The organism is Sphingopyxis sp. LC363 (assembly GCF_000756385.1).
Classification (GTDB): Bacteria; Pseudomonadota; Alphaproteobacteria; order Sphingomonadales; family Sphingomonadaceae; genus Sphingopyxis.
Genome location: NZ_JNFC01000034.1, coordinates 186,157 through 207,411 on the forward strand (window position 1 = coordinate 186,157; position 21,255 = coordinate 207,411).

The following is a 21,255-nucleotide window of genomic DNA, read 5'->3' on the forward strand; positions in this document are numbered from 1 at the left end:
TATCCGTTCGCATCGAGCGAAGTCGAGATGCCCCTCGGCTTGGCGCTACGGCGATGGGTGTCTCGACTTCGCTCGACCCGAACGGACAGAGAGCATCCCTCGAACGAGAGGGTAATATGAGCGAAGCCGATTTTATCGCCCGCCTGCGCGCCATCGCGACCGATCCCGCCGCGCGTGGGCTTGCCGACGATGCGGCGGTGCTGGGCGACCTAGTCCTCACCCACGACATGATCGTCGAGGGCATCCATTTCCTCCCCGACGAACGGCCGCAGGATGTCGCGTGGAAGCTCGTCGCGGTGAACCTGTCCGACCTGGCGGCCAAGGGCGCGGCGCCGCTCGGCGTGCTTGCCGGCTATAGCCTGACCGGCGACGAACATTGGGACGCAGCCTTCGTCCGTGGCCTTGGCGAAGTCCTGCGCCGATACGAAGTGCCGCTTTTGGGCGGGGACACGGTGGGCATTCCCGAAGGCGCGCCGCGCACCCTCGGGCTGACCGCGATCGGCAGGGCGCCCGCGACGGGGGCGCCAGCGCGAAACGGCGTCCGGCCGGGCGACCAGATCTGGGTCACAGGGACGATCGGCAACGCCGGGCTGGGCCTTGCGATGCGACTGGGGCAGCTCGATCCGAACGAGACCTGCCTCGAAGCCTATCGCCGTCCGCAACCGCAGCTCCGCTTCGGGCAGGCCGTCGCGTCGCACGTCCACGCGATGATGGATGTCTCCGACGGCCTGCTGATCGACGGACAGCGCATGGCCGAAGCGAGCGGTTGCGAACTCGGCATCATGCTCGAGACGATCCCGCTGTCGGCAGCGCTGCTCGCGGTGCGGCCCGACGTCCTCGATACGCGGCTCGCGGCTGCGACGGCGGGTGACGATTACCAGCTGCTGTTCACCGCCGACCCCGGTTCGGCTGGCGCCATTCGCGAAGCGGCGGCAGGGCTCGACGTTGCGGTGACGCCGATCGGCCATGCCGGGGTGGGCGAGGGAATCATGCTGACCCACCGTGCCCAGCGTATCGCGGTGCCCGAGCGGCTGGGCTTCATGCACTGATCCGAAAGCACGGAAAAGCGCCGAATAACCGGGGTTGCGCGCCGCATTCTTTCTTCCCATAACTCGGCGTCCAAATTTGGGGCGGTCGCATCAGGGGAGAGAGCGAACCGGCATCAATAAGTCGGACGTGCTCGACTGCTATCTTCTGCGTCGCCCTTCTCATGGGAAGGAAGCAACACGCATGAATCCGGTTTTGATCGCGATAGCGTGCGGCCTTTTGGCTGTGCTCTATGGATTCATTACCTCGCGGCAGGTGCTCAGCGCATCGGCGGGTAATGAGAAGATGCAGGAAATCGCCGGCGCCATCCAGGAAGGCGCCAAGGCCTATCTGGGCCGCCAATATCGCACCATCGCCATCGTCGGCGTCGTCGTCGCCATTCTGGTCGGGCTGTTCCTCGGCCCGATCTCGGCCGTCGGCTTTCTCATCGGCGCCATATTGTCGGGCGTTGCGGGCTTTGTCGGCATGAACATCTCGGTGAAGGCCAACGTCCGCACCGCTGCTGCGGCGCAGACCGGATTGCAGGCGGGCCTGACGATGGCGTTCCGCGCCGGCGCGATCACCGGCATGCTCGTGGCGGGGCTTGCCTTGCTCGCGATCTCGGTCTTCTTCTGGTATCTGATCGGCCCCGGCGGCTTTACCGTCGGCGGCGAGGATCGCACCGTCGTCGATGCGCTCGTCGCGCTGGCCTTCGGCGCGTCGCTGATCTCGATCTTCGCGCGTCTCGGCGGCGGCATCTTCACCAAGGCGGCCGACGTCGGCGCCGACCTCGTCGGCAAGGTCGAGGCGGGCATTCCCGAGGATGATCCGCGCAACCCCGCGGTGATCGCCGATAACGTCGGCGACAATGTCGGCGACTGCGCGGGCATGGCGGCCGACCTTTTCGAAACCTATGTCGTCACCGTCGGCGCGACGATGGTGCTGATCGCGCTGCTGCTGAAGGGCGCGGGCGACGCGCTTGTGCCGCTGATGAGCCTGCCGCTCTTGATCGGCGGCGTGTGCATCATCACCTCGATCATCGGCACCTACTTCGTCCGCCTCGGCTCGTCGAACAATGTCATGGGCGCGATGTACAAGGGCTTCCTCGTCACCGCGATCCTCTCGATCCCGGCGATCTGGTTCTCGACCCGATATGCGCTTGGGGACATGAGCGCGACGATCGCGGGCACCGACTTCAACGGCAGCGACCTTTTCTATTGCTCGCTGCTCGGCCTCGCGATCACCGGGCTGATCATCTGGATCACCGAATATTATACCGGCACAAACTATCGTCCGGTGCGCAGCATCGCCAAGGCGTCGGAAACGGGTCATGGCACCAATGTGATCCAAGGCCTCGCCATCAGCCTTGAATCGACCGCGCTGCCGACGCTCGTCATCTGCGTCGGCATCATCGTCGCTTATCAGGTTGCGGGCATCATTGGCATCGCCTTCGGCGCCACCGCGATGCTCGCGCTTGCAGGCATGGTCGTCGCGCTCGACGCTTATGGCCCCGTCACCGACAACGCCGGCGGCATCGCCGAAATGGCGGGCCTCGACGACAGCGTGCGCGAAAAGACCGACCTGCTCGACGCCGTGGGCAACACGACCAAGGCGGTGACCAAGGGCTATGCCATCGGTTCGGCCGGGCTTGCGGCGCTGGTGCTGTTCGGTACCTACACCGCCGACATCAGCGAATATTCGGCCGCGCTCGGCATCGATGCGCCGCTGACCTTCTCGCTCTCGTCGCCCTATGTCATCGTCGGGCTGCTGCTCGGCGCGCTGCTGCCGTACCTGTTCGGTGCGCTCGGCATGACCGCGGTCGGCAAGGCGGCGGGCGACGTGGTGAAGGACGTGCGCGACCAGTTCGCGAACAACAAGGGCATCATGGACGGCACCAGCCGCCCCGATTACGCCCGCACCGTCGACCTCGTCACCAAGGCGGCGATCAAGGAAATGATCGTTCCGTCGCTGCTTCCGGTGCTCGCGCCGATCGTCGTGTTCTTCGTGATCCGCGCGGTCGCCGGTCCGGCGGCGGCATTGGAAGCGCTCGGCGCGCTGCTGCTCGGCGTGATCGTCGGCGGGCTGTTCGTCGCCATCTCGATGACCTCGGGCGGCGGCGCGTGGGACAATGCGAAAAAATATATCGAGGACGGCAACCACGGCGGCAAGGGCAGCGAGGCCCATAAGGCCGCGGTCACCGGCGATACCGTCGGCGATCCGTACAAGGACACCGCGGGGCCGGCGGTCAACCCGATGATCAAGATCACCAACATCGTGGCGATCCTGCTCCTCGCAGCGCTGGCGCACGGCGCGGCGTAGGCCGGGCCGCCGTCGCGGGCAAAGGAGCGGCCCCGCCGGAGCGATCCGGCGGGGCCTTTCCGGTTTCGATTTCAACTTCCTTTGTTGCCAACCGCGGACGGCTTTCATAGTCTCGCGGCCGAGGGAAGGCTTGCCAATCGGTCGGAAAGCCAGTGGGTTGCGCGCTTCGGCGACGCGATACGGAGGGAATATGCCCAAGAAGATGTTCGTTGCCGCGCTCCTGCTATCGGCCGCAGCGCTGCCGGCAGGCGTCGTCGCTCAGACGACGCCGGGAAAGCCGGTGGCCGAAAAGGTCAGTCTCGACACGCTCGCGTCGCTGCCGCTGATGAGCGATTTGCAGATGTCGCCGGGCGGCACCAAGATCGCGATGACGCTCGGTGCCGGCAACGAGTTCGGCTATGCCGTCCTCGACCTGTCGAAACCTGGCTCGAAGCCTCAGATTTTTGCGCGCGCTTCCACTTTCAAGGAAGCGGGGCAGCGCGATGTGACGAGCTATCGCTGGGTCGACGACCGCTACCTGATCCTCGAGCTGGCATCGCGCGAATTTGTCGCCGCCTTCGGCCAGCGCGTCGATATTCTGCGTCTCGCCGCCTATGACACCGAAACCGGCAAGACCCACCCGCTCGCCTGGGACCAGGCCACCGCCGACGCCTCGAACATCCTGCATATCGACAAGGAAAAGAAGCGCATCCTGCTCGGCCGCCAGATCGACGACGGCAATACCGAGAGGATGTTCAGTTATCAGGTCGATTGGGTCGATGTCGCGACGGGCAAAGTGCTCGAAAATGTGCAGCGGACCAATCCGATCGTGGACAGCTGGGCCGCCGACGGCGACGGGGTAGTGCGCATGGGGATCGGATCGGATCGCGACAGCGGCGAACAGCGTTATCTCTATCGCAGCAACGCGGGCGAAAATTTCCGGACGGTGCAGAAGGTCATCGACAAGAATTTCACCAGCGCGGGCATCCGGCCGCTCGTTTTTTTGAACGCGCCCGACATGGCGATCGTATCGAGCAATCACGAGGGCTATCGGGCGATTTACAAAGCCAATCTGGCGACGATGGAGATCTTAGAGAAGCTGTTCTCGATTCCCGGATACGACGTCGGCACCGCCATCCCCAACGAGGATCGTGACGGGATCGTCGGTTATGCCTATGCCACCGATCGTATTCGGCGCAAATTCACTGACGAACGCCTTGCCGCCGTCCAGAAATTCCTTGCGGAGGATTTCGGCGAGGCTAACGCGGTCATTGTCAGCAGCGATGACGGCGACAAGCGATTGATCGTGTCGATGGCCAGTCCCGAACAGATTGGAAGCTATTATCTTTACGACGTCGAAAGCGGGAAATTTTCGCTGATCGGGCATGCGAGCGACGCACTGGGCGACGGCAAGCTGAACCCCGTCAAGACGATCCGGTACAAGGCGAGCGACGGGCTGGAGATCGAGGCGATCCTGACGACCCCGCGCCTGCGCGCCGGTCAGAAGAAGCTGCCGGTGGTCGTCCTGACCCACGGCGGCCCCTATGGTGTTCGCGACTATGCGTCATACGACCAGTGGGCGCAGACGATCGCCGAACAGGGTTATGTCGTGGTCCAGCCCAACTATCGCGGTTCGGGTGGCTACGGGAATGCGTTCGTCAAGGCGGGGCGCTCGGACGGCTTCGGCACGCGGATGCAGGACGATCTCAACGACGTCGTCGACCATCTGGCGGCGCAGGGCGTCGTCGATGCCGGTCGCGCGTGCGTGATGGGCTGGTCCTATGGCGGCTATGCGGCGGCGCGCGCGGCACAGCGCGATGCCGCTCGCTGGCGGTGCACGATCGCAGGAGCGGGCGTCTATGACCTGCCGATGATGCGCGATTACGACCAGGACTATCTCGGTTCGTTCGGCGCGAACTATCTTGCCAAGGGCGCGTCGTCGCTGTCCGACGTGTCGCCGGCGCGCAACACCGACGGCAAATGGGCGCCGATCCTGATCGTCCACGGCGTGCGCGATCCGCGCGTACCGATCGCGCAGGCGCGCACGCTGGTGTCGCGGCTGAAGGGGAGCGGCAAGCAGCAGGGCACGGATTTCGAATATATCGAGCAGCCGAAGAACGGCCATTATGGCATTTATTTCACCAAGGAAGAGCGGATCGAATGGTTGGGCGGCGCGGCCAACTGGCTCGCGCGCTTCAATCCCGCCTATATCCAGTCGGATGCCGATTACCCGAAAAAGCCGGCGGCCGACCCGCTGGTCGCCAATTTCAAGTTCGCGCGCTGAATTCGACCTGCCGGCCGCGCAGCGCTATTGTCCGCGGCCGGCCCCCATCTGCTGCGCATAGCCCGCCCGCACCATCGCGCTCATCCGGTCGAACAGCGCGTCGGGATCGCCGCGGCGCAGCCCCGCGATCGCTGCCTCGGCCCCCTCGGCGACGACCAGCTCGCGCGTGCCGGCATCGACCGCGGCGAGCATCCGCGCCGCCGCATCGTCCGGCGACAGGCCGTTGTCGATCGCGGCGTCGCTTTCGCCGCGGATGCTGCCGTCGGCGCTGAGCGCGTTGCGGCTGACGTTGGTGCGCACCGATCCCGGCGCGACGACGAGGACTTTCAGCCCCAGATGCTCATTCTCGGCGCGCACCGCGTCGTGATAGCCGATGATACCATGTTTTGCCGCCGAATAGGCGCTGCGCAGCGGCACGCCCGCGATGCCCGCGACGCTCGATATGGCGATGATCTGTCCGCCGCCCGCGCCGACCATGCGCGGCAGCAATTGCTGGGTGAGCGCGATGGGGGCGAGCAGATCGACCGCGATGATCCGCTCATAAACCGAAAAGTCGGTTTCGATCGCCAGGCTGCGCTGCGAGATGCCGGCGTTGTTGACGAGGCCATCGACACGGCCGCGCCACGCCCAAGCCTGCTCGGCGATCGCGGGGAGGGCGGCATAGTCGGTCGCCTCGAACGGCAGGACCAAAGTCTCGGTCGCGCAATCGGCGGCAACGGCCTCGATCGCGGCGACATTGCGCCCCGACAGGATCAGCTTCGCGCCGCGCTTCGACAGCGCTTTGGCGAGCGCAGCGCCGATGCCCGACGACGCTCCGGTGACCCACCAGACTTGATCCTTCATTACCGCTCTCCATCTATGCTTTCGTTTCAACCTGAAACGGGTGTAAGGAGCCGTCAAGGCGCTGACCCGCGCATTTCCGCGCAGGGGTGGCAATTTTGTTGCGAATCTGTTATAATAAATATCAACACGCCGACATTGCGCCTCTTCCCGCCGCTTGGGCTGGGGCACGCTTGGCGTTTCCGATGGAGCCCATTCCTTGTCACGCTGACTGGCTAGCGCCGCCCTACCAGCCCAATCCCCCTCCGATAGAGGGCCGGATACAGAGCTGTTCACGCGCTTCCCCGTCTCCCCGGCAAGGCCACTGAAAGGAACTTGAATGTCCGCAAGCACTCCCGTTTTCGAAGTCGGTGACTATGTTGTTTATCCGAAGCATGGCGTGGGGCGCGTCATCGAGCTGCAAAAATCCGAAATCGCCGGCATGCAGCTGGAACTTTATGTTCTCCGCTTCGAAAAGGAAAAAATGACCCTTCGCGTTCCGACGAACAAGGCCGAAGGCGTCGGCATGCGCAAGCTGTCGTCGGACAAGACGCTGAAGGAAGCGCTGCAGGTTCTGACGACCAAGCCGAAGGTGAAGCGCACCATGTGGTCGCGCCGCGCGCAGGAATATGAAGCGAAGATCAATTCGGGCGACCTCGTGTCGATCGCCGAAGTGACCCGCGACCTGTTCCGCGCCGACGACCAGCCCGAGCAGAGCTATTCGGAGCGTCAGATCTTCGAAGCGGCGTCGAGCCGTCTCGCGCGCGAACTCGCCGCGATGGAAGAAAGCGACGAAAAGACCGCGCAGGCGAAGATCCTCCAGATCCTCAACGAGCATGCGCCGCTCTATTACGCCGAAAAGGTTTAATCGCGTCCACTGCGGTGAAGGAAAGGGCGGTCTGGTAGGGCCGCCCTTTTTCGTTCCTCCCTCTCCCCTTGGGGAAGAGGGATGCGAAGGCTTGGCGGCTCGCCGCCTAGCCGAAGCTGGGTGAGGGCCCGCTCCCCGACGCCTCGATCGCGGAATTAATGGGTCCTGACCCTAGCGAACAAGTTCGCAAGTCTCGCTGCCCTCTCCCCCAAGGGGAGAGGGTTTCAGGGATATGTCGCGCTCACGAAATAAAGCCCGTCGGGCGGTGCGTTGAGGCCGAGCGCGTTGCGGTCGGCGGCGTCGAGCGCCGCCTTCAGGTCGCGCGCCGACCATTTGCCATGCCCGACAAGTGCGAGGCAGCCGACCATCGAGCGCACCTGATGATGGAGGAAGCTGCGCGCCGCGGCTTCGACGATCACTTCCTCGCCGTGGCGGCTGACGCTGAGCTTGTCGAGCGTCTTGACGGGGCTTTGCGACTGGCAATGCGCCGAGCGGAAGGTCGTGAAATCGTGGAGGCCGATGAGCTGCTGCGCGGCGGCGTGCATCGCGTCGGTATCGAGCGGGCGTGCGACCTGCCACGACAGCCCCTTGTCCCATGTCAGCGGTGCGCGGCGGTTGACGATGCGATATTCATAGGACCGCCCGATGCACGCGAAGCGCGCGTGCCAGTCGTCGGGAACGATCTCGCACCCGATGATCGCGACCGGTGCGGGGCGAAGCTGTGCGTTGAGTGCTTCGGTCAGTTTGAACGGGGTCAGCGGCTTTTCGATGTCGACATGCGCGCGCATCGCGATGGCATGAACGCCCGCATCGGTGCGCCCGGCGCTCAGCACCTGCACATCCTCGGCGGTGAAACGGTGGATCGCTTCCTCGATCGCCTGCTGGACGCTCGGGCCGTGCGCCTGCCGCTGCCAGCCCATATAGGGACGGCCGTCATATTCGATGGTGAGGGCGAAGCGGGTCATGGGTGGGTCATTTTCCCGATCTCGTCACCCCGGACTTGATCCGGGGTCCATTCCGGTGCCGGAGTCATGGACCCCGGATCAAGTCCGGGGTGACGACGGAGGAGGGGCGTGGTCATGCTAGCCGTGTACCTTTGGGAATCGCGCGCCCGCGCAGCAATTCCCCGGCCTCCATCGCGGGCTTTCCCGCGCGCTGGACGCGGCCCACGCGGATCGCGCCGGGGTTGCAGGCGATGGTGAGCGCATCATCGAGCGTGATGCCGGGCGCGGCGCCCGCGACCGTGTCGGCGGGATGAACGACCTCGGCCGCCAGTATTTTGTATCGTTCGCCTTCGAGTTCGAAGAAGGCGCCCGGCACCGGATTGAACGCGCGCACCTGCCTCTCGACCTGCACAGCGCTGGTCAGGAAGTCGAGCCGCGCCTCGCTCTTGTCGATCTTCGCCGCATAAGTGACGCCCTCATCGGGTTGCGGCACCGGCGGAAAGGCGTGGAGGTCGCTCAGCACTCGGCGCATCATCAGCGCGCCCATTTCAGCGAGTTCGTGGGTGAGCATGCCCGCGCTCTTGCGTCCTATCGGCGTCGTCTCGATCAGCCGCATCGCGCCGGTGTCGAGCCCCGCGTCCATCTGCATGATCGTCACGCCCGTTGCGGCATCGCCCGCCAGGATCGCGCGCTGCACCGGCGCCGCGCCGCGCCAGCGCGGCAGGATCGAGCCGTGGACGTTGAGGCAGCCCTCGCGCGGGGCGCCCAGGACCGCCTGCGGCAGGATCAGGCCATAGGCCGCGACCACCGCGACATCGAGATCGAGTGCGGCGAATTCGGCCTGCGCTTCCTCGGTTTTCAGGCTGCGCGGCGTGCGGACGGAAAGGCCGTGTTCTTCGGCCCAGACCTGCACCGGGGTCTTCTGCAATTTCTTGCCGCGCCGCGCGGGCCGCGGGGGCTGGCTGTAGACGGCCACGATGTCGAGCCCCGCCCCGTGGAGCGCGGCGAGCGTCGGCACCGCGAAGGGCGGCGTTCCCATGAAGGCGATGCGCATGGGCAGCGCCTTTGGCGGAGGGGCGCATCTTATTCAACCCCTCTCCCCTTGCGGGAGAGGACAGCGAGACTTGGTGGCTTTGCCACTTAGTCGCAGCGGGAGAGGGGGCAGCGCCGCCGCAACCCCTCTCCAGCCTTCGCTAAGCGCTTCGCGCCAAGCTTCGGCATCCTCTCCCGCAAGGGGAGAGGATTGTGCGGGCTCCCGCCGCGCGATAGGTGCTGTGCATGGCCTCCACCGAAATCGAAGCGCTCGTCCAGCAACTCGCCCGCCTGCCGGGGCTCGGCCCGCGTTCGGCGCGGCGCGCGGTGCTGCACCTGATGAAGAAGCGCGAGAGCAGCTTTGCGCCGTTGCTCGCGGCGCTCCAGACCGTATCCGAGCGGCTCGTCACCTGCTCGACCTGCGGCAATGTCGACACGAGCGACCCGTGCGCGATCTGCGCCGATCCGCGCCGCGACGAACGCAGCCTGTGCGTCGTCGAGGAGGTTTCCGACCTCTGGGCGCTCGACAAGTCGCGGCTGTTCCCCGGCAAATATCATGTGCTCGGCGGCCGGCTGTCGGCGCTGGAAGGTGTGCGGCCGCAAGACCTCAGCATCGATGCCCTCGTCGCGCGCGTCGCCGCGGGCGGGATCGACGAGGTTGTGCTGGCGATGAACGCGACGCTGGAGGGGCAGACGACCGCGCATTATCTGGCGGAGCGGCTGGAGGGCTATCCGGTGCGACTGACGCAGCTCGCACATGGCCTGCCGGTGGGCGGCGAGCTCGATTATCTCGACGAAGGGACACTGGCGCAGGCGCTGAGAGCGCGGCGTCCGGTGGGTTGACGTCAGGCATCGGAGTTCATACCTGCACGCCATGGCCATCCTACCCATCATAGAGACTCCCGATCCGCGGCTGCGCGTCATTTCCAAGCCTGTCGAGACGTTCGACGCCGAGCTGAAAACGCTGGTCGCCGACATGTTCGAGACGATGTATGACGCCCCCGGCATCGGGCTGGCGGCAATTCAGGTCGGGGTGGCGAAGCGCATTCTCGTCATCGACCTGCAGGAAGCCGATCCCGGCGACGAAGAGGGCAAGAAGGTGATCCGCGAACCCCGCGTCTTCATCAATCCCGTCTTTTCGGACGAGAGCGAGGAGCATAGCGTCTATCAGGAGGGCTGCCTGTCGGTTCCCGAGCAATATGCCGAGGTGACGCGCCCCGCCGAGGTCACCGTCGATTGGCAGGACGAGGACGGCAAGCATCATCAGGAACGCATGACCGGGCTGATGGCGACGTGCATCCAGCATGAGCACGACCATCTGGAAGGCATTCTCTTCATCGACCATCTGTCGCGGCTGAAGCGCGAGATGGTGCTGAAGAAGCTCGCGAAGCTGCGGAAAGCGGCGTGATTTAAGCCCCTCCCCTTGCGGGAGGGGTTTGGGGTGGGGTCCCGCGCACTTGTGCGCGAAGAGAATCCTTTCCGCCTCGACGTTTTCAAGATTCTTATGCGGCGCAGACGCGCCGCGCACCCACCCCGTTTCACGAGTCACGTGCCTCGTGAAACCCCCTCCCGTAAAGGGAGGGGAGGTTCGGATCAATCCGCGGCCTTCGCCACGCCCACCATCGCGGGGCGCAGCAGGCGATCCTTCATCATATAGCCCGCCTGCATTTCCTGCACGATCGTGCCGGGTTCCTTGTCACTCGGAATTTCGAGCATCGCCTGATGCTGGTTGGGATCGAGCGGCAGGCCGATCGCGGCGATGCGTGTGATGCCGTTGCGTTCGAAGACGCCGAGCAATTCGCGCTCGGTGGCCTCCAGCCCGGTGATCAGCGGCTTGAGCCCTTCATCGGCGCGCTGTTCGTCGCTGAGCGCGGCGAGCGCGCGGCCGAGATTGTCGGCGACCGAGAGGATGTCGCGCGCGAATTTGGTCGACGCATAGGCATGCGCGTCGGCGATTTCCTTGTCCTTGCGGCGCGTGACATTCTGCGTCTCGGCGCGCGCATAGAGCAGGTCCTGCTGGAGCGCGGCGACCTGTTCGGCGAGCTGCGCCAGTTCTTCATTCGACCCTTCGGCGGGCGCTGCGGAGTCCGCGGTTTCAGCTTCGGTTTTCGTGCCGTCGTCGACCGGCGTGTCGTTTTCTTGTGTCGTCATAAACCTATCGTATCAGTCTGGAGAGCGATTGTGCGGTGAAATCCACCATGGGAACGATCCGGGCATAGTTCAAGCGCGTCGGGCCGATGACGCCGACCACGCCGACGACGCGCCCGTCCGATCCGCGGTAGGGCGCCGCTATCACGGACGAGCCCGAAAGCGAGAATAATTTATTCTCCGATCCGATGAAAATGCGGGTTGCGGCGCCCTCGCGCGCGCTGTCGAGCAATTGCGCGATGTCCTGTTTGGTTTCGAGCTCGTCGAGAAGCTGCCGCACGCGATCGAGATCGCCGACCGCGTTGTCGTCGAGCAGATTAGCCTGGCCGCGCACGATCAACACCGGCCGGTCGGCGCCGTCCGACGACCAGATCGCTAGGCCACGCGAGACCAGATCCTGTGCCGCGCGGTCGATCGCGATGCGCTCGGCCTCGATCTCGCGGCGCACGCGCGCCATCGCTTCGCTCAGCGTCAGCCCGCCGAGCGTCGCCGAGATATAGTTGCCCGCCTCGACCAGCGCCGACGGGTTGAGCCCGGGCGGAATATCGATCACGCGATTCTCAACCGTCCCGTCGCCCGCGACGAGCACGACGAGCGATTGGTTCGCCGACAGGGGCACGAAGGCGAGCTGTTTCAGGACGCGCTCATGCTTGGGAACGAGCACGAGCCCCGCGCACGCCGAGAGCCCCGACAGCGCCGAGGTCGCCTGTGCGAGCGCGCTTTCGATCGGACCGCCTTCGGACAGACTTGCCTCGATCTGCGCGCGGTCCTCGGCCGAGGGCTCGGCAACCTGCATCATCCCGTCGACGAAGAGGCGGAGGCCCTGTTCGGTCGGCAGCCGTCCCGCACTGGTGTGCGGGCTCGCGAGCAGGCCATATTCCTCCAGATCCTGCATCACATTGCGGATCGAGGCGGGCGAGAGGTTGAGCGCCGCGAGCTTCGACAGTGTGCGCGACCCGACCGGCTGTCCGGTCTCCAGATAGGCATCGACCACCAGCCGGAACACGTCGCGCGCGCGCGTGGTGAGTTCGGTGATCGGCGGCGTGGTCATGGGGAGGATTTAGGGATGGCGAGGCACGGGGGCAAGCTATGCTCTGGCCAAGCCGGGCCCGCATCGCTAAGCGCGCCGCACACATCACAGGAGAATCCCGACATGCGCCCTTCCGGCCGCGCGCCCGACCAGATGCGCCCTATCGCCATCGAAACCGAATTCACCATCCACGCCGAGGGCAGCGTCCTCGTCAGCTTCGGTAACACCAAGGTGCTCGTGACCGCGAGCGTCGACGAGAAGGTGCCGTCGTGGATGCGCGGCAAGGGTGCTGGCTGGGTGACCGCCGAATATGGCATGCTGCCCCGCGCGACGCACACGCGCGGCAACCGCGAAGCCGCGAAGGGCAAGCAGTCGGGCCGCACGCAGGAAATCCAGCGACTTATCGGCCGGTCCTTGCGCGCCGTCGTCGACATGAAGAAGCTCGGCGAGCGCCAGATCATCATCGATTGCGACGTGATCCAGGCCGACGGCGGCACGCGCACCGCCTCGATCTCGGGCGCTTGGGTCGCGATGCGGCTCGCGGTCGACAAGCTGCTCGCGGCCAAGACGCTGGCCGAGGACCCGATCGAGGACAAGGTCGGCGCGATTTCGTGCGGCATCTATCGGGGCACCCCGGTGCTCGACCTCGATTATGACGAAGATTCGACCGCCGAGGCCGACGGCAATTTCGTACTCACCGGCAAGGGCCAGATCGTCGAGGTGCAGGCGAGCGCCGAAGGCGCGACCTATGACGAGGAGGGCCTGCTGCGCCTGCTCCGCCTCGCGCGCATCGGCTGCGGCGAGATTTTCGCGGCGCAGGACCGGGCAACGGGGCGCTGATGACGCGCAAGCTCGCCCCCGGCAAGCTCGTCATCGCCAGCCATAACGCGGGCAAGGTGCGCGAGATTCGCGCGCTGCTCGAACCCTATGGCATCGAGCCCGTGTCGGCGGGCGACCTCGGGCTGGCCGAGCCCGAGGAGACGGGCAAGACCTTTCGCGAGAATGCGCTGCTCAAGGCGCACGCGAGCGCAGCGGCGGCGGGGCTTCCCGCGCTCGCCGATGACAGCGGGCTCGAGGTCGCGGCGCTTTCCGGCCGGCCGGGGGTTTACACCGCCGACTGGGCCGAACGCCAATGGTTCGAAGGCAATCCGGGCCGCGACTGGTATATGGCGATGGGCAAGGTCGAAGGTCTGCTCGCCGAACAGGGGCCGGACGTCGACCGCAGCGCCTGTTTCGTCTGCATCCTCGCGCTCGCCTGGCCCGACGGGCACGCCGAGGTTTTCGAGGGCCGGGCGGAAGGAAATCTCATCTGGCCGCCGCGCGGCAAGCTGGGCTTCGGTTACGATCCTGTCTTCGTTCCGGCCAGCAAATCATTGACTTTCGCGGAAATAGAACCGGCGGAAAAACATGCGATCAGCCACCGCGCCGACGCCTTTGCGAAGCTGGTGGCGGGGGTGTTCTAAAGAGCGTTCATGGCCGAACCGCTCGCCCTCTATGTCCATTGGCCGTTTTGCGTGTCGAAATGCCCCTATTGCGACTTCAACAGCCATGTGCGCGAGCGCGTCGATCAGGCGGCGTGGCGCGAAGCGTTGCTTGCGGACTTGCGTCATGAGGCGGCGTTGCTGCCCGGGCGCACGGTCGGCTCGATCTTCTTCGGAGGGGGGACGCCAAGCCTGATGCCGCCCGCAACCGTCGCGGCGGTGATCGCCGAGGCCGACGCGCTGTGGGGTCTCGCGGACGATGTCGAGATCACGCTCGAAGCCAATCCCAATTCGGTCGAAGTCGCCAATTTCGCCGATCTTGCGGCCGCGGGGGTCAATCGCGTTTCGATAGGTGTTCAGAGCTTCGATTCGGAAGTACTTGAATTTCTGGGGCGCGCGCATAGCGAGGATGAGGCGCGGCGCGCGATCGCGGCCGCACAGGCGCATTTTGCACGCGTCAGCTTCGACCTGATCTACGCGCGTCCCGGCCAGTCGCTCGCCGCCTGGGAAAGCGAGCTGGCGGGTGCGCTGGCGTTCGGCACCGATCATCTCTCGCTCTATCAACTCACCATCGAGCCGGGCACGCGCTTTGCCACGTTGGCAGCGAAAGGCGACCTCATCATCCCCGACGGCGATGCCGCCGCCGATCTGTTCGACGCGACTCAGGCGATGACGTCCGCCGCCGGCCTGCCACGCTATGAAGTGTCGAACCATGCGCGCATCGGGCAGGAAAGCCGGCACAATCTCGCATACTGGCGTTATGCCGATTATGCCGGCGTGGGGCCGGGGGCGCATGGCCGGCGCAGGAACCAGGCGACCGAGCGGCACAAGAAGCCCGAGAATTTCATCGCGGCGGTGACGCGCAATGGGCATGGGTTGAAAGTCGAGGCCGACCTGCCGCCGCACGAACGTGCGACCGAGGCGATGCTGATGGGGCTGCGGCTGACCGAAGGCATCGATCTGGCGCGGATCGAGACGCGGAGCGGCTTGCCGCGCGCGGCGTTCGTCGATGCGGACGCGGTGGAGCGGCTGGCGGGGCAGGGGCTGATGCGCGACGAGGGCGACCGGCTGGCGGTGACCGACGAGGGTATATTGCTGCTCGACTCGATCCTTTCCGAGGTGGTGCGGACCGGCTAGACTATCTCAAAGTCCGTTCGCCCTGAGCTTGTCGAAGGGCTGTCCTTCCTTTGCCAGGCTGGAAGAAAGGACGGGGCTTCGACAGGCTCAGCCCAAACGGAATATAGGTTGGCTGACGGACTGATCCGCGACTGGGATGCCCATCTGGCGCACGAGAAGCGCCGGTCGGAGCATACGCGCCGCGCCTATATCGCGACCGCGGAGCGGTTCTGCGCTTTCCTTTCGCAGCATCGCGGCGGCGCTGTCGACGCGCACATGCTGAGGGCGCTCACGCCGAACGACCTGCGCGCCTATCTCGCCGAGCGCCGCGCCGGGGGGCTCGGCAATGCGTCGGCAGCGCGCGAGCTTTCGGCGCTGCGCAGCTTCCTGCGCTTCGTCGGCGGATCGAACGCCAGCGTGCCGCAGATGCGCGGGCCGCGGGTCAAGAAGGGCTTGCCGCGCCCCGTCGCGCCCGCCGAGGCATTGCAATTGGCGCAGGATGTCGAGGATAATGCGCGCGAGGGCTGGGTCGGCGCGCGCGATTTCGCGCTGTTGCTGCTGCTTTACGGTGCGGGGCTGCGCATCGGCGAAGCGCTGTCGCTGACGGGCGCGGTGCTGCCGCTCGGCGAGACGATGCGCGTAACGGGCAAGCGGAGCAAGACGCGCATCGTGCCGATCCTGCCCGCCGTCGCGAAGGCGGTGTCGCGCTATGTCGAGGCCTGTCCATGGCCGATCGCGAAGGAGACGCCGCTGTTCCTCGGCGCGCGCGGCGGGCCGCTCCAGCCGGGCGTTGTCCGCGCGAGTATGCGTTCGGCGCGGCGCGCGCTGGGCCTGCCCGAACGCACGACGCCGCACGCGCTGCGCCACAGCTTCGCGACGCACCTGCTCGCGGGCGGGGCGGATTTGCGGAGTTTGCAGGAATTGCTCGGTCATGCGAGCCTTGCTTCGACGCAGGTCTATACCGCGGTCGACGCGGCGCATTTGCTCGATATTTACCGGAGCGCGCATCCGCGGGCTTGAGGTCGGTGGGGGGGTGGGGGGCCGTCATCCCCCCTTTCGTCATCCCGGGCTTGACCCGGGATCCCGCTTTTTGATGGACAGAGCAGGTTTCGATCTCAAGCGGGACCCCGGATCAAGTCCGGACGAAGGATGAGACGGCGAATTCCGGTCGAAATCAGCCATCGTCCAGACAGGTCAGATCATTCGCCTTTCGTCTTCGGCTTCCACGTCGCGACGCGGTAGATATAGACAACAACGAGCGAGCCGATCGCCACCAGCGCTACCGGTCCGACGAAGGCGTCGAGGTTCGCGAACTGTTTGCCGAACCAGTTGCCGGCGCCGGCGAGCGCGGCGATCCAGATCGTCGAGCCCGCCGCGGTCCAGACCAGGAATTTGAGCTGGTTCATCCGCACCATGCCCGCGGGCAGCGACACCATCGTCCGCGCGACGGGCATGAAGCGCGCGATGAAGACGATCGCGGGGCCATATTTGAGAAACCAGTTGTGCAGCCGCTCGACTTCGTCCCAGTCGAGCGTCAGCCAGCGGCCGTAGCGGTCGATGAAGGGTTTCAGCCGTTCATAGCCGATCCAGCGCCCGATCGCGTACCAGATCCAGTTGCCCGCGGTCGTCCCCGCGACCGCGACCGCGACGAGCGTCCAGAAATCGAACCGCCCTTGCGCGACAGCGATCCCGCCGAGGCCCATGATCACTTCGGACGGGATCGGCGGAAACAGATTTTCGAGGAACATGAGGATGAAAATCCCCGCATAGCCCCAACTCTGGATCAGGTTCAGGATGAAGTCGGTCATGGGGGAGAAACGCTTGCCGGTTTCAGCCGATGCGTCGCTTGATCGCGTCCCAGATCATGCCCGCCGTATCGCTGTCGTTGAAACGGTCGATCGCGACGATTCCGGTCGGCGAGGTGACGTTGATTTCGGTGAGCCATTCGCCGCCGATCACGTCGATGCCGACGAAGATGAGGCCGCGTTCCTTGAGCGCCGGGCCGAGGACGTCGCAAATTTCCTGCTCGCGCGGGGTGAGTTCGGCGGCCTCGGCATAGCCGCCGACCGCGAGGTTCGAACGGAATTCGCCTTCGCCGGGCTTGCGGTTGATCGCGCCCGCGACCTCGCCGTCGACGAGGACGATGCGCTTGTCGCCCTTGCTGACGCTCGGCAGGAACTGCTGGACCATGAAGGGTTCGGGCCAGACCTGCCCGAACAGCTCGACGAGCGCACCCAGATTGCCGCCGTCGGCATCGATCTTGAAAACCGCCTTGCCGCCGTTGCCGTGGAGCGGCTTGATCACCACCGCGCCATATCGCGCCTGGAAATCCTTCACCGCGTCGAGCTCGCGCGTCACCATGGTCGGCGGCATGAACTCGGGGAAGTCGAGCACGAAGACCTTTTCGGGGGCGTTGCGGACCGAGACGGGGTCGTTGACGACGAGCGTCTCGTGCCGGATGCGCTCGAGCAGCCAGGTGCCGGTGAGGTAGCCGAGGTCGAAGGGCGGGTCCTGCCGCATCAGCACGACGTCGACGTCGCGGCCGAGGTCGAGCAGCACTTCATCGCCGAATTTATAATGTGCTCCCGCCTCGCGCCGGGCTTCGAGGATGCGATGCGCCTTGGCCGTCAGCCGACCGGCTTCCCAGGTCAGGCCGCGGACGTCGTAATGATAAAGCTCGTAGCCGCGTTCGAGCGCCTTCAGGATCAGCGCAAAGCTGCTGTCGCCCCCGATGTTGATATTGTCCATCGGGTCCATTTGCACCGCGGCGCGCAGGGTCATATCTTACTCCATCAGAAACGATCCGTTTGCCCTGAGCTTGTCGAAGGACCGTATTTTCTTCCTCAACGCCGGAAAGAAAAACGGTGCTTCGACAAGCTCAGCACAAACGAGGAGGGGAAGCCCCCGAATGATGCCTGGCTTTCACGGCTGCCAGACGTGGACCAGATGGCGCGGCAGGCGCCGCGGCGCAAGGAGCATCACGTCGATGCGTATGTCGTCGCGCGGGCCCGCGAAGCGCGGGCTCAGCATTTCTGCGGCCGCGGCGACGCGGCGCAGGCGATACGGATCGATCGCGAGATCGAGGTCTTCGGGCCGGTCGCGCCATTTGACCTCGACGAAGGCGATCATGCGTCCGCGCCGCGCGACCAGATCGACCTCCCCGACGGGGACGCGGAGGCGCTCGCCCAAAATACGCCAGCCGTGGAGGCGGAGCCACCAGGCGGCGCGGCGTTCGGCGCGGCGACCGCGCGCTTCGGCGGCGGCGCGGTTCAAGCCTGCTCCTTCAGCGCGAGGGCGCGGGCGTAGATGTCGTGCCGGTCGAGGCCGAAGCGTTTGGCGACCGCCTTCGCCGCCTGTGCGACGGGTTTGTCCGCCATCGCTTCGCGCAGCGCGGCGTCAAGCGTCGCGTCGTCGGCGTTTTCCGCCTTCGCTTCGCCGGGCGGGCCGACGATGACGACGATCTCGCCCTTGGGCGGCGCGTCGGCATAGCGTGCGGAAAGCTCGGTTAGGGTGCCGGTGACGCATTCCTCGAACATCTTGCTGATCTCGCGCGCGACCGCGGCCTCGCGGTCGCCGAGCCCCTCGGCGAGCGCGGCGAGCGCGGCGGCGAGGCGCGGGCCGCTTTCGTAGAAGACCAGAGTCGCGCGCAGGGCGGCGAATTCGGCGATCGTGTCGGCGCGCGCCTTTGCCTTGTTGGGGAGGAAGCCCGCGAAGAGGAAGCGGTCGCTCGGCAGGCCCGAGAGGGTGATGCCGGCGATCGCGGCGCAGGGGCCGGGCAGGGTGGTGACATGGCGTCCCGCGGCGCGCGCATCGCGGACGAGCTTGTATCCCGGGTCCGAAATCAGCGGGGTGCCCGCGTCCGACACCAAAACGACAACTTCGCCCTGCATGCGCGCAACCAGCGCGGCGCGGGTGCGTTCGTCGCTATGATCATGATAGGGGGTCATCGGCACACGCAAACCCAGATGCGACAGCAGTTTCGCGGTCACGCGCGTATCCTCCGCGGCGATCACGTCGGCGGAGGCGAGCGTTTTGGCCGCGCGCGCGCCGATGTCGCCGAGGTTGCCGATGGGCGTCGCGACGATATAGAGACCGGGCAAGGGAGAATCTGAGATGTTCGAATCTGGCATGACGCCGAAAATGGCAGAAACTGCCCCAGACTGCCATGGTGGCGCGCGCCAGGTGAATGCGTCGTCGCGCCGCGCGATGCTGCGCGGGCTCGGCGTGATGGCGATGGCGGGGCTGCTGGCGGCGTGCCAGGTCGTGCCGAAAACCGGCGGCCCGGCGACCCCGCCGCCGCCGACCGACCCGACCGACAATGTCGGCCCCGGGCTGCCCACCGATACCGATCGTCACCGCGTTGCGCTGCTCGTGCCGCAGACGGGGCCCAACGCCGACGTCGGCACCGCGATCGCCAATGCGACGACGCTGGCGTTGCTCGATACGCGCACCGAGCGCGTGCGCATCACGACTTACGACACCGCGCTCGGCGCCGCCGCCGCGGCGCGGCAGGCGGTCGCCGACGGCAACAAGCTGATCCTCGGGCCGCTGCTCAGCGAGGATGTCTCGGCGGTCGCGCCGATTGCGCGCGGCGCGAAGGTGCCGGTGCTGAGCTTTTCGAACGACAGCAGCGTCGCGGGCAACGGCGTCTTCATCATGGGCTTCGTCCCCGGCCAGTCCGTCGAGCGTATCGTCGCCTTTTCGCGATCGAAAGGCCATCAACGCTTCGGCGCGCTCGTGCCCAAGAATGTCTATGGCGACCGCTCGGCCGCCTCGTTCCGCGCCGCGGTCGCCAAGGCGGGCGGCACTTTGGTCGCGGTCGAAAGCTATGACCGCAGCGCGACCGCGCTGTCGGGCGCGGCGCGGCGGCTCGCCAATGCGGGCGCGATCGACGCGGTGCTGATCGCCGACAGCGGCGGCAACGCCATTCGCGCCGTGCCGGTGATCAAGGGCACGGGGAGCAAGCAGATCCTCGGCACCGAGCTGTGGAACACCGATGCCGCGCTCGGCAGCAATGCCGCGATGCGCGGGGCGTGGTTCGCCAGCGTCTCCGACGGGCTTTATAGCCAGCTTGCGACCAAATATCGCACCCGCTTCGGCCGGCCGCCGTACCGGCTCGCCAGCCTCGGCTATGATTCGGTGCTGCTGACGGTGCGCATCGCGCGCGACTGGAAGCCGGGGAGCAATTTCCCGGCGAACCGCCTGCTCGCCGCCGACGGCTTCGGGGGGATCGACGGCATTTTCCGCTTCAACAACCGCGGCATCGCCGAGCGCGCGCTCGAGGTCAGCGAAATCGGCGCCGGCGGCTTTCGCGTGATCGACCCTGCGCCGACGAAATGGTGAGCCGCGATTGAGCGTGGCAGACCGGCCACAGTTGGCCGAAAACCGCTATCGGAAAAGCGCGGCGGCCTTTACGCCCGCCGCGCGATCACTATATGACAGTCGCGCGCGTTCCGGCGTCGATTCCGCACGCGCGTTCGATATGTTTCAGGAGATACAGCTATACCACCGCCCATGACCCGTCGCCCGATGGCACCGATGCCGCCCAAGAACGGCCCGCGTTACAATGAATTCATCGCCTCCCCCAAAGTCCGCGTGATCGACGAGGAAGGCGAAAATCTGGGCGTCATGCTAACAGCCGAGGCGATCGAGCAGGCGGCCGAGGTCGGGCTCGACCTGGTCGAAGTATCTCCCAACGCCGATCCGCCGGTGTGCAAATTCCTCGACGTCGGCAAGTTCAAATACGAGGCGCAGAAAAAGGCGAACCTCGCACGCAAGAGCCAGAAGACGCAGGAAATCAAAGAGATCAAGATGCGTCCGAATATCGACGATCATGATTTCGATGTGAAGATGAAGAAGGTCTTCGACTTCCTCGAGGAAGGCGACAAGGTCAAGATGACCATGCGTTTCCGCGGCCGCGAAATGAGCCACACCCAGCTCGGACTCAACGTGCTCCAGCGCGTCGCCGAGATGACCGCCGAGGTCGCGAAGGTCGAGGCGCACCCGCGCACCGAGGGCCGTCAGATGCTGATGGTGCTCGCGCCGAAATAAGCCATGCGATCCTCCCTGTCGCGAAGCGATGGGGAGGGGGACCGCCCGTGTAGCGGGTGGTGGAGGGGCCGCTTTAAGGCCCCTTCGTCAGCGCTGCGCCGAAGGCGCAGTTTATCCTGAGCGCCTGCAAGGCAGTCGAAGGGCGCTGCCACCTCCCC

General features: G+C 65.9%; 21 protein-coding genes. 12 read left to right on the forward strand and 9 right to left on the reverse strand.

Annotated elements, in window-relative coordinates:
• Positions 1–116 precede the first annotated feature (116 nt).
• The 3 genes from thiL to FG95_RS13780 all read left to right on the forward strand — a co-directional run bounded on the left by thiL (position 117) and on the right by FG95_RS13780 (position 5,608).
• On the forward strand, positions 117–1,049 hold the full coding sequence (gene thiL / locus FG95_RS13770) for a thiamine-phosphate kinase (protein ID WP_037556568.1): 933 nt from the start codon (positions 117–119) through the stop codon (positions 1,047–1,049).
• 181 nt (positions 1,050–1,230) lie between these two features.
• On the forward strand, positions 1,231–3,345 hold the full coding sequence (locus FG95_RS13775; RefSeq protein WP_037556570.1) for a sodium-translocating pyrophosphatase: 2,115 nt from the start codon (positions 1,231–1,233) through the stop codon (positions 3,343–3,345).
• 190 nt (positions 3,346–3,535) lie between these two features.
• A complete protein-coding gene (locus tag FG95_RS13780) occupies positions 3,536–5,608 on the forward strand; it encodes an alpha/beta hydrolase family protein (protein WP_052182374.1) in 2,073 nt (690 codons plus the stop codon).
• Positions 5,609–5,632: 24 nt separating this feature from the next.
• Here FG95_RS13780 and FG95_RS13785 read toward each other — a convergent pair whose 3' ends face one another.
• A complete protein-coding gene (locus FG95_RS13785; protein WP_037556571.1) occupies positions 5,633–6,451 on the reverse strand; it encodes an SDR family NAD(P)-dependent oxidoreductase in 819 nt (272 codons plus the stop codon).
• Positions 6,452–6,767: 316 nt separating this feature from the next.
• Between FG95_RS13785 and FG95_RS13790 the strand changes: the two genes are divergently transcribed.
• Positions 6,768–7,295 carry a CarD family transcriptional regulator gene (locus tag FG95_RS13790; protein ID WP_037556573.1) on the forward strand — a complete coding sequence of 176 codons (528 nt, stop codon included), beginning with the start codon at positions 6,768–6,770 and terminating at the stop codon, positions 7,293–7,295.
• A 224-nt stretch (positions 7,296–7,519) separates the two neighbouring features.
• On the opposite strand, the gene truA is transcribed toward FG95_RS13790, so the two are convergent.
• On the reverse strand, positions 7,520–8,260 hold the full coding sequence (truA, locus tag FG95_RS13795) for a tRNA pseudouridine(38-40) synthase TruA (RefSeq protein ID WP_037556575.1): 741 nt from the start codon (positions 8,258–8,260) through the stop codon (positions 7,520–7,522).
• A gap of 112 nt (positions 8,261–8,372) precedes the next feature.
• Positions 8,373–9,293 (reverse strand): methionyl-tRNA formyltransferase, encoded by a 921-nt coding sequence (gene fmt / locus FG95_RS13800; RefSeq protein WP_037556577.1) that lies wholly within the window; start codon positions 9,291–9,293, stop codon positions 8,373–8,375.
• Between the two features lie 224 nt (positions 9,294–9,517).
• On the opposite strand from fmt, the gene recR reads away from it, so the two are divergent.
• Positions 9,518–10,114 carry a recombination mediator RecR gene (gene recR / locus FG95_RS13805; RefSeq protein WP_037556580.1) on the forward strand — a complete coding sequence of 199 codons (597 nt, stop codon included), beginning with the start codon at positions 9,518–9,520 and terminating at the stop codon, positions 10,112–10,114.
• A gap of 31 nt (positions 10,115–10,145) precedes the next feature.
• Positions 10,146–10,679 carry a peptide deformylase gene (gene def / locus FG95_RS13810; protein ID WP_037556582.1) on the forward strand — a complete coding sequence of 178 codons (534 nt, stop codon included), beginning with the start codon at positions 10,146–10,148 and terminating at the stop codon, positions 10,677–10,679.
• A 185-nt stretch (positions 10,680–10,864) separates the two neighbouring features.
• Here def and grpE read toward each other — a convergent pair whose 3' ends face one another.
• A complete protein-coding gene (grpE, locus tag FG95_RS13815; protein WP_037556583.1) occupies positions 10,865–11,422 on the reverse strand; it encodes a nucleotide exchange factor GrpE in 558 nt (185 codons plus the stop codon).
• 4 nt (positions 11,423–11,426) lie between these two features.
• Entirely contained in the window at positions 11,427–12,470 is a 1,044-nt protein-coding gene (gene hrcA / locus FG95_RS13820; protein ID WP_037556584.1) for a heat-inducible transcriptional repressor HrcA, read from the reverse strand.
• 102 nt (positions 12,471–12,572) lie between these two features.
• Between hrcA and rph the strand changes: the two genes are divergently transcribed.
• From rph to FG95_RS13840, 4 genes are all read left to right on the forward strand, one after another.
• Positions 12,573–13,289 carry a ribonuclease PH gene (gene rph / locus FG95_RS13825; RefSeq protein ID WP_037556585.1) on the forward strand — a complete coding sequence of 239 codons (717 nt, stop codon included), beginning with the start codon at positions 12,573–12,575 and terminating at the stop codon, positions 13,287–13,289.
• The gene (rdgB, locus tag FG95_RS13830) at positions 13,289–13,912 is read left to right on the forward strand and encodes an RdgB/HAM1 family non-canonical purine NTP pyrophosphatase (RefSeq protein ID WP_037556586.1); all 624 of its coding nucleotides are present in this window, start codon (positions 13,289–13,291) and stop codon (positions 13,910–13,912) included. The genes rph and rdgB overlap by 1 nt, the downstream gene beginning before the upstream one ends.
• A 9-nt stretch (positions 13,913–13,921) precedes the next feature.
• The gene (gene hemW / locus FG95_RS13835) at positions 13,922–15,067 is read left to right on the forward strand and encodes a radical SAM family heme chaperone HemW (protein WP_037556587.1); all 1,146 of its coding nucleotides are present in this window, start codon (positions 13,922–13,924) and stop codon (positions 15,065–15,067) included.
• 108 nt (positions 15,068–15,175) lie between these two features.
• A complete protein-coding gene (locus FG95_RS13840) occupies positions 15,176–16,066 on the forward strand; it encodes a tyrosine recombinase XerC (protein ID WP_037556588.1) in 891 nt (296 codons plus the stop codon).
• 179 nt (positions 16,067–16,245) lie between these two features.
• Here the strand turns inward: FG95_RS13840 and FG95_RS13845 are convergent, their stop codons facing one another.
• The 4 genes from FG95_RS13845 to rsmI all read right to left on the reverse strand — a co-directional run bounded on the left by FG95_RS13845 (position 16,246) and on the right by rsmI (position 19,176).
• Entirely contained in the window at positions 16,246–16,854 is a 609-nt protein-coding gene (locus FG95_RS13845; protein ID WP_037556589.1) for a DedA family protein, read from the reverse strand.
• A gap of 22 nt (positions 16,855–16,876) precedes the next feature.
• Positions 16,877–17,827: a glutathione synthase gene (gshB, locus tag FG95_RS13850; RefSeq protein ID WP_037556590.1), complete on the reverse strand. Its 951-nt coding sequence runs from the start codon at positions 17,825–17,827 to the stop codon at positions 16,877–16,879.
• Positions 17,828–17,968: 141 nt separating this feature from the next.
• A complete protein-coding gene (locus tag FG95_RS13855; RefSeq protein ID WP_037556591.1) occupies positions 17,969–18,319 on the reverse strand; it encodes a YraN family protein in 351 nt (116 codons plus the stop codon).
• The gene (gene rsmI, locus FG95_RS13860; RefSeq protein ID WP_037556592.1) at positions 18,316–19,176 is read right to left on the reverse strand and encodes a 16S rRNA (cytidine(1402)-2'-O)-methyltransferase; all 861 of its coding nucleotides are present in this window, start codon (positions 19,174–19,176) and stop codon (positions 18,316–18,318) included. The genes FG95_RS13855 and rsmI overlap by 4 nt, the downstream gene beginning before the upstream one ends.
• 76 nt (positions 19,177–19,252) lie before the next feature.
• Between rsmI and FG95_RS13865 the strand changes: the two genes are divergently transcribed.
• Both FG95_RS13865 and infC read left to right on the forward strand, forming a co-directional pair.
• Positions 19,253–20,389, forward strand: coding sequence for a penicillin-binding protein activator (locus FG95_RS13865; RefSeq protein ID WP_081933151.1), 1,137 nt, complete (start codon positions 19,253–19,255; stop codon positions 20,387–20,389).
• A 171-nt stretch (positions 20,390–20,560) separates the two neighbouring features.
• Complete coding sequence (gene infC / locus FG95_RS13870; protein WP_037556593.1) at positions 20,561–21,097, forward strand: translation initiation factor IF-3; 537 nt, start codon at positions 20,561–20,563, stop codon at positions 21,095–21,097.
• Positions 21,098–21,255 lie beyond the last annotated feature (158 nt).

Bases quoted from the DNA above. Each gene is read 5' to 3' on its own strand.
- thiL (WP_037556568.1), top strand. From the start codon at position 117: ATGAGCGAAGCCGATTTTATCGCCCGCCTGCGCGCCATCGCGACCGAT.
- FG95_RS13775 (WP_037556570.1), top strand. From the start codon at position 1,231: ATGAATCCGGTTTTGATCGCGATAGCGTGCGGCCTTTTGGCTGTGCTC.
- FG95_RS13780 (WP_052182374.1), top strand. From the start codon at position 3,536: ATGCCCAAGAAGATGTTCGTTGCCGCGCTCCTGCTATCGGCCGCAGCG.
- FG95_RS13785 (WP_037556571.1), bottom strand. From the start codon at position 6,451: ATGAAGGATCAAGTCTGGTGGGTCACCGGAGCGTCGTCGGGCATCGGC.
- FG95_RS13790 (WP_037556573.1), top strand. From the start codon at position 6,768: ATGTCCGCAAGCACTCCCGTTTTCGAAGTCGGTGACTATGTTGTTTAT.
- truA (WP_037556575.1), bottom strand. From the start codon at position 8,260: ATGACCCGCTTCGCCCTCACCATCGAATATGACGGCCGTCCCTATATG.
- fmt (WP_037556577.1), bottom strand. From the start codon at position 9,293: ATGCGCATCGCCTTCATGGGAACGCCGCCCTTCGCGGTGCCGACGCTC.
- recR (WP_037556580.1), top strand. From the start codon at position 9,518: ATGGCCTCCACCGAAATCGAAGCGCTCGTCCAGCAACTCGCCCGCCTG.
- def (WP_037556582.1), top strand. From the start codon at position 10,146: ATGGCCATCCTACCCATCATAGAGACTCCCGATCCGCGGCTGCGCGTC.
- grpE (WP_037556583.1), bottom strand. From the start codon at position 11,422: ATGACGACACAAGAAAACGACACGCCGGTCGACGACGGCACGAAAACC.
- hrcA (WP_037556584.1), bottom strand. From the start codon at position 12,470: ATGACCACGCCGCCGATCACCGAACTCACCACGCGCGCGCGCGACGTG.
- rph (WP_037556585.1), top strand. From the start codon at position 12,573: ATGCGCCCTTCCGGCCGCGCGCCCGACCAGATGCGCCCTATCGCCATC.
- rdgB (WP_037556586.1), top strand. From the start codon at position 13,289: ATGACGCGCAAGCTCGCCCCCGGCAAGCTCGTCATCGCCAGCCATAAC.
- hemW (WP_037556587.1), top strand. From the start codon at position 13,922: ATGGCCGAACCGCTCGCCCTCTATGTCCATTGGCCGTTTTGCGTGTCG.
- FG95_RS13845 (WP_037556589.1), bottom strand. From the start codon at position 16,854: ATGACCGACTTCATCCTGAACCTGATCCAGAGTTGGGGCTATGCGGGG.
- gshB (WP_037556590.1), bottom strand. From the start codon at position 17,827: ATGACCCTGCGCGCCGCGGTGCAAATGGACCCGATGGACAATATCAAC.
- rsmI (WP_037556592.1), bottom strand. From the start codon at position 19,176: ATGCCAGATTCGAACATCTCAGATTCTCCCTTGCCCGGTCTCTATATC.
- FG95_RS13865 (WP_081933151.1), top strand. From the start codon at position 19,253: ATGCTGCGCGGGCTCGGCGTGATGGCGATGGCGGGGCTGCTGGCGGCG.
- infC (WP_037556593.1), top strand. From the start codon at position 20,561: ATGACCCGTCGCCCGATGGCACCGATGCCGCCCAAGAACGGCCCGCGT.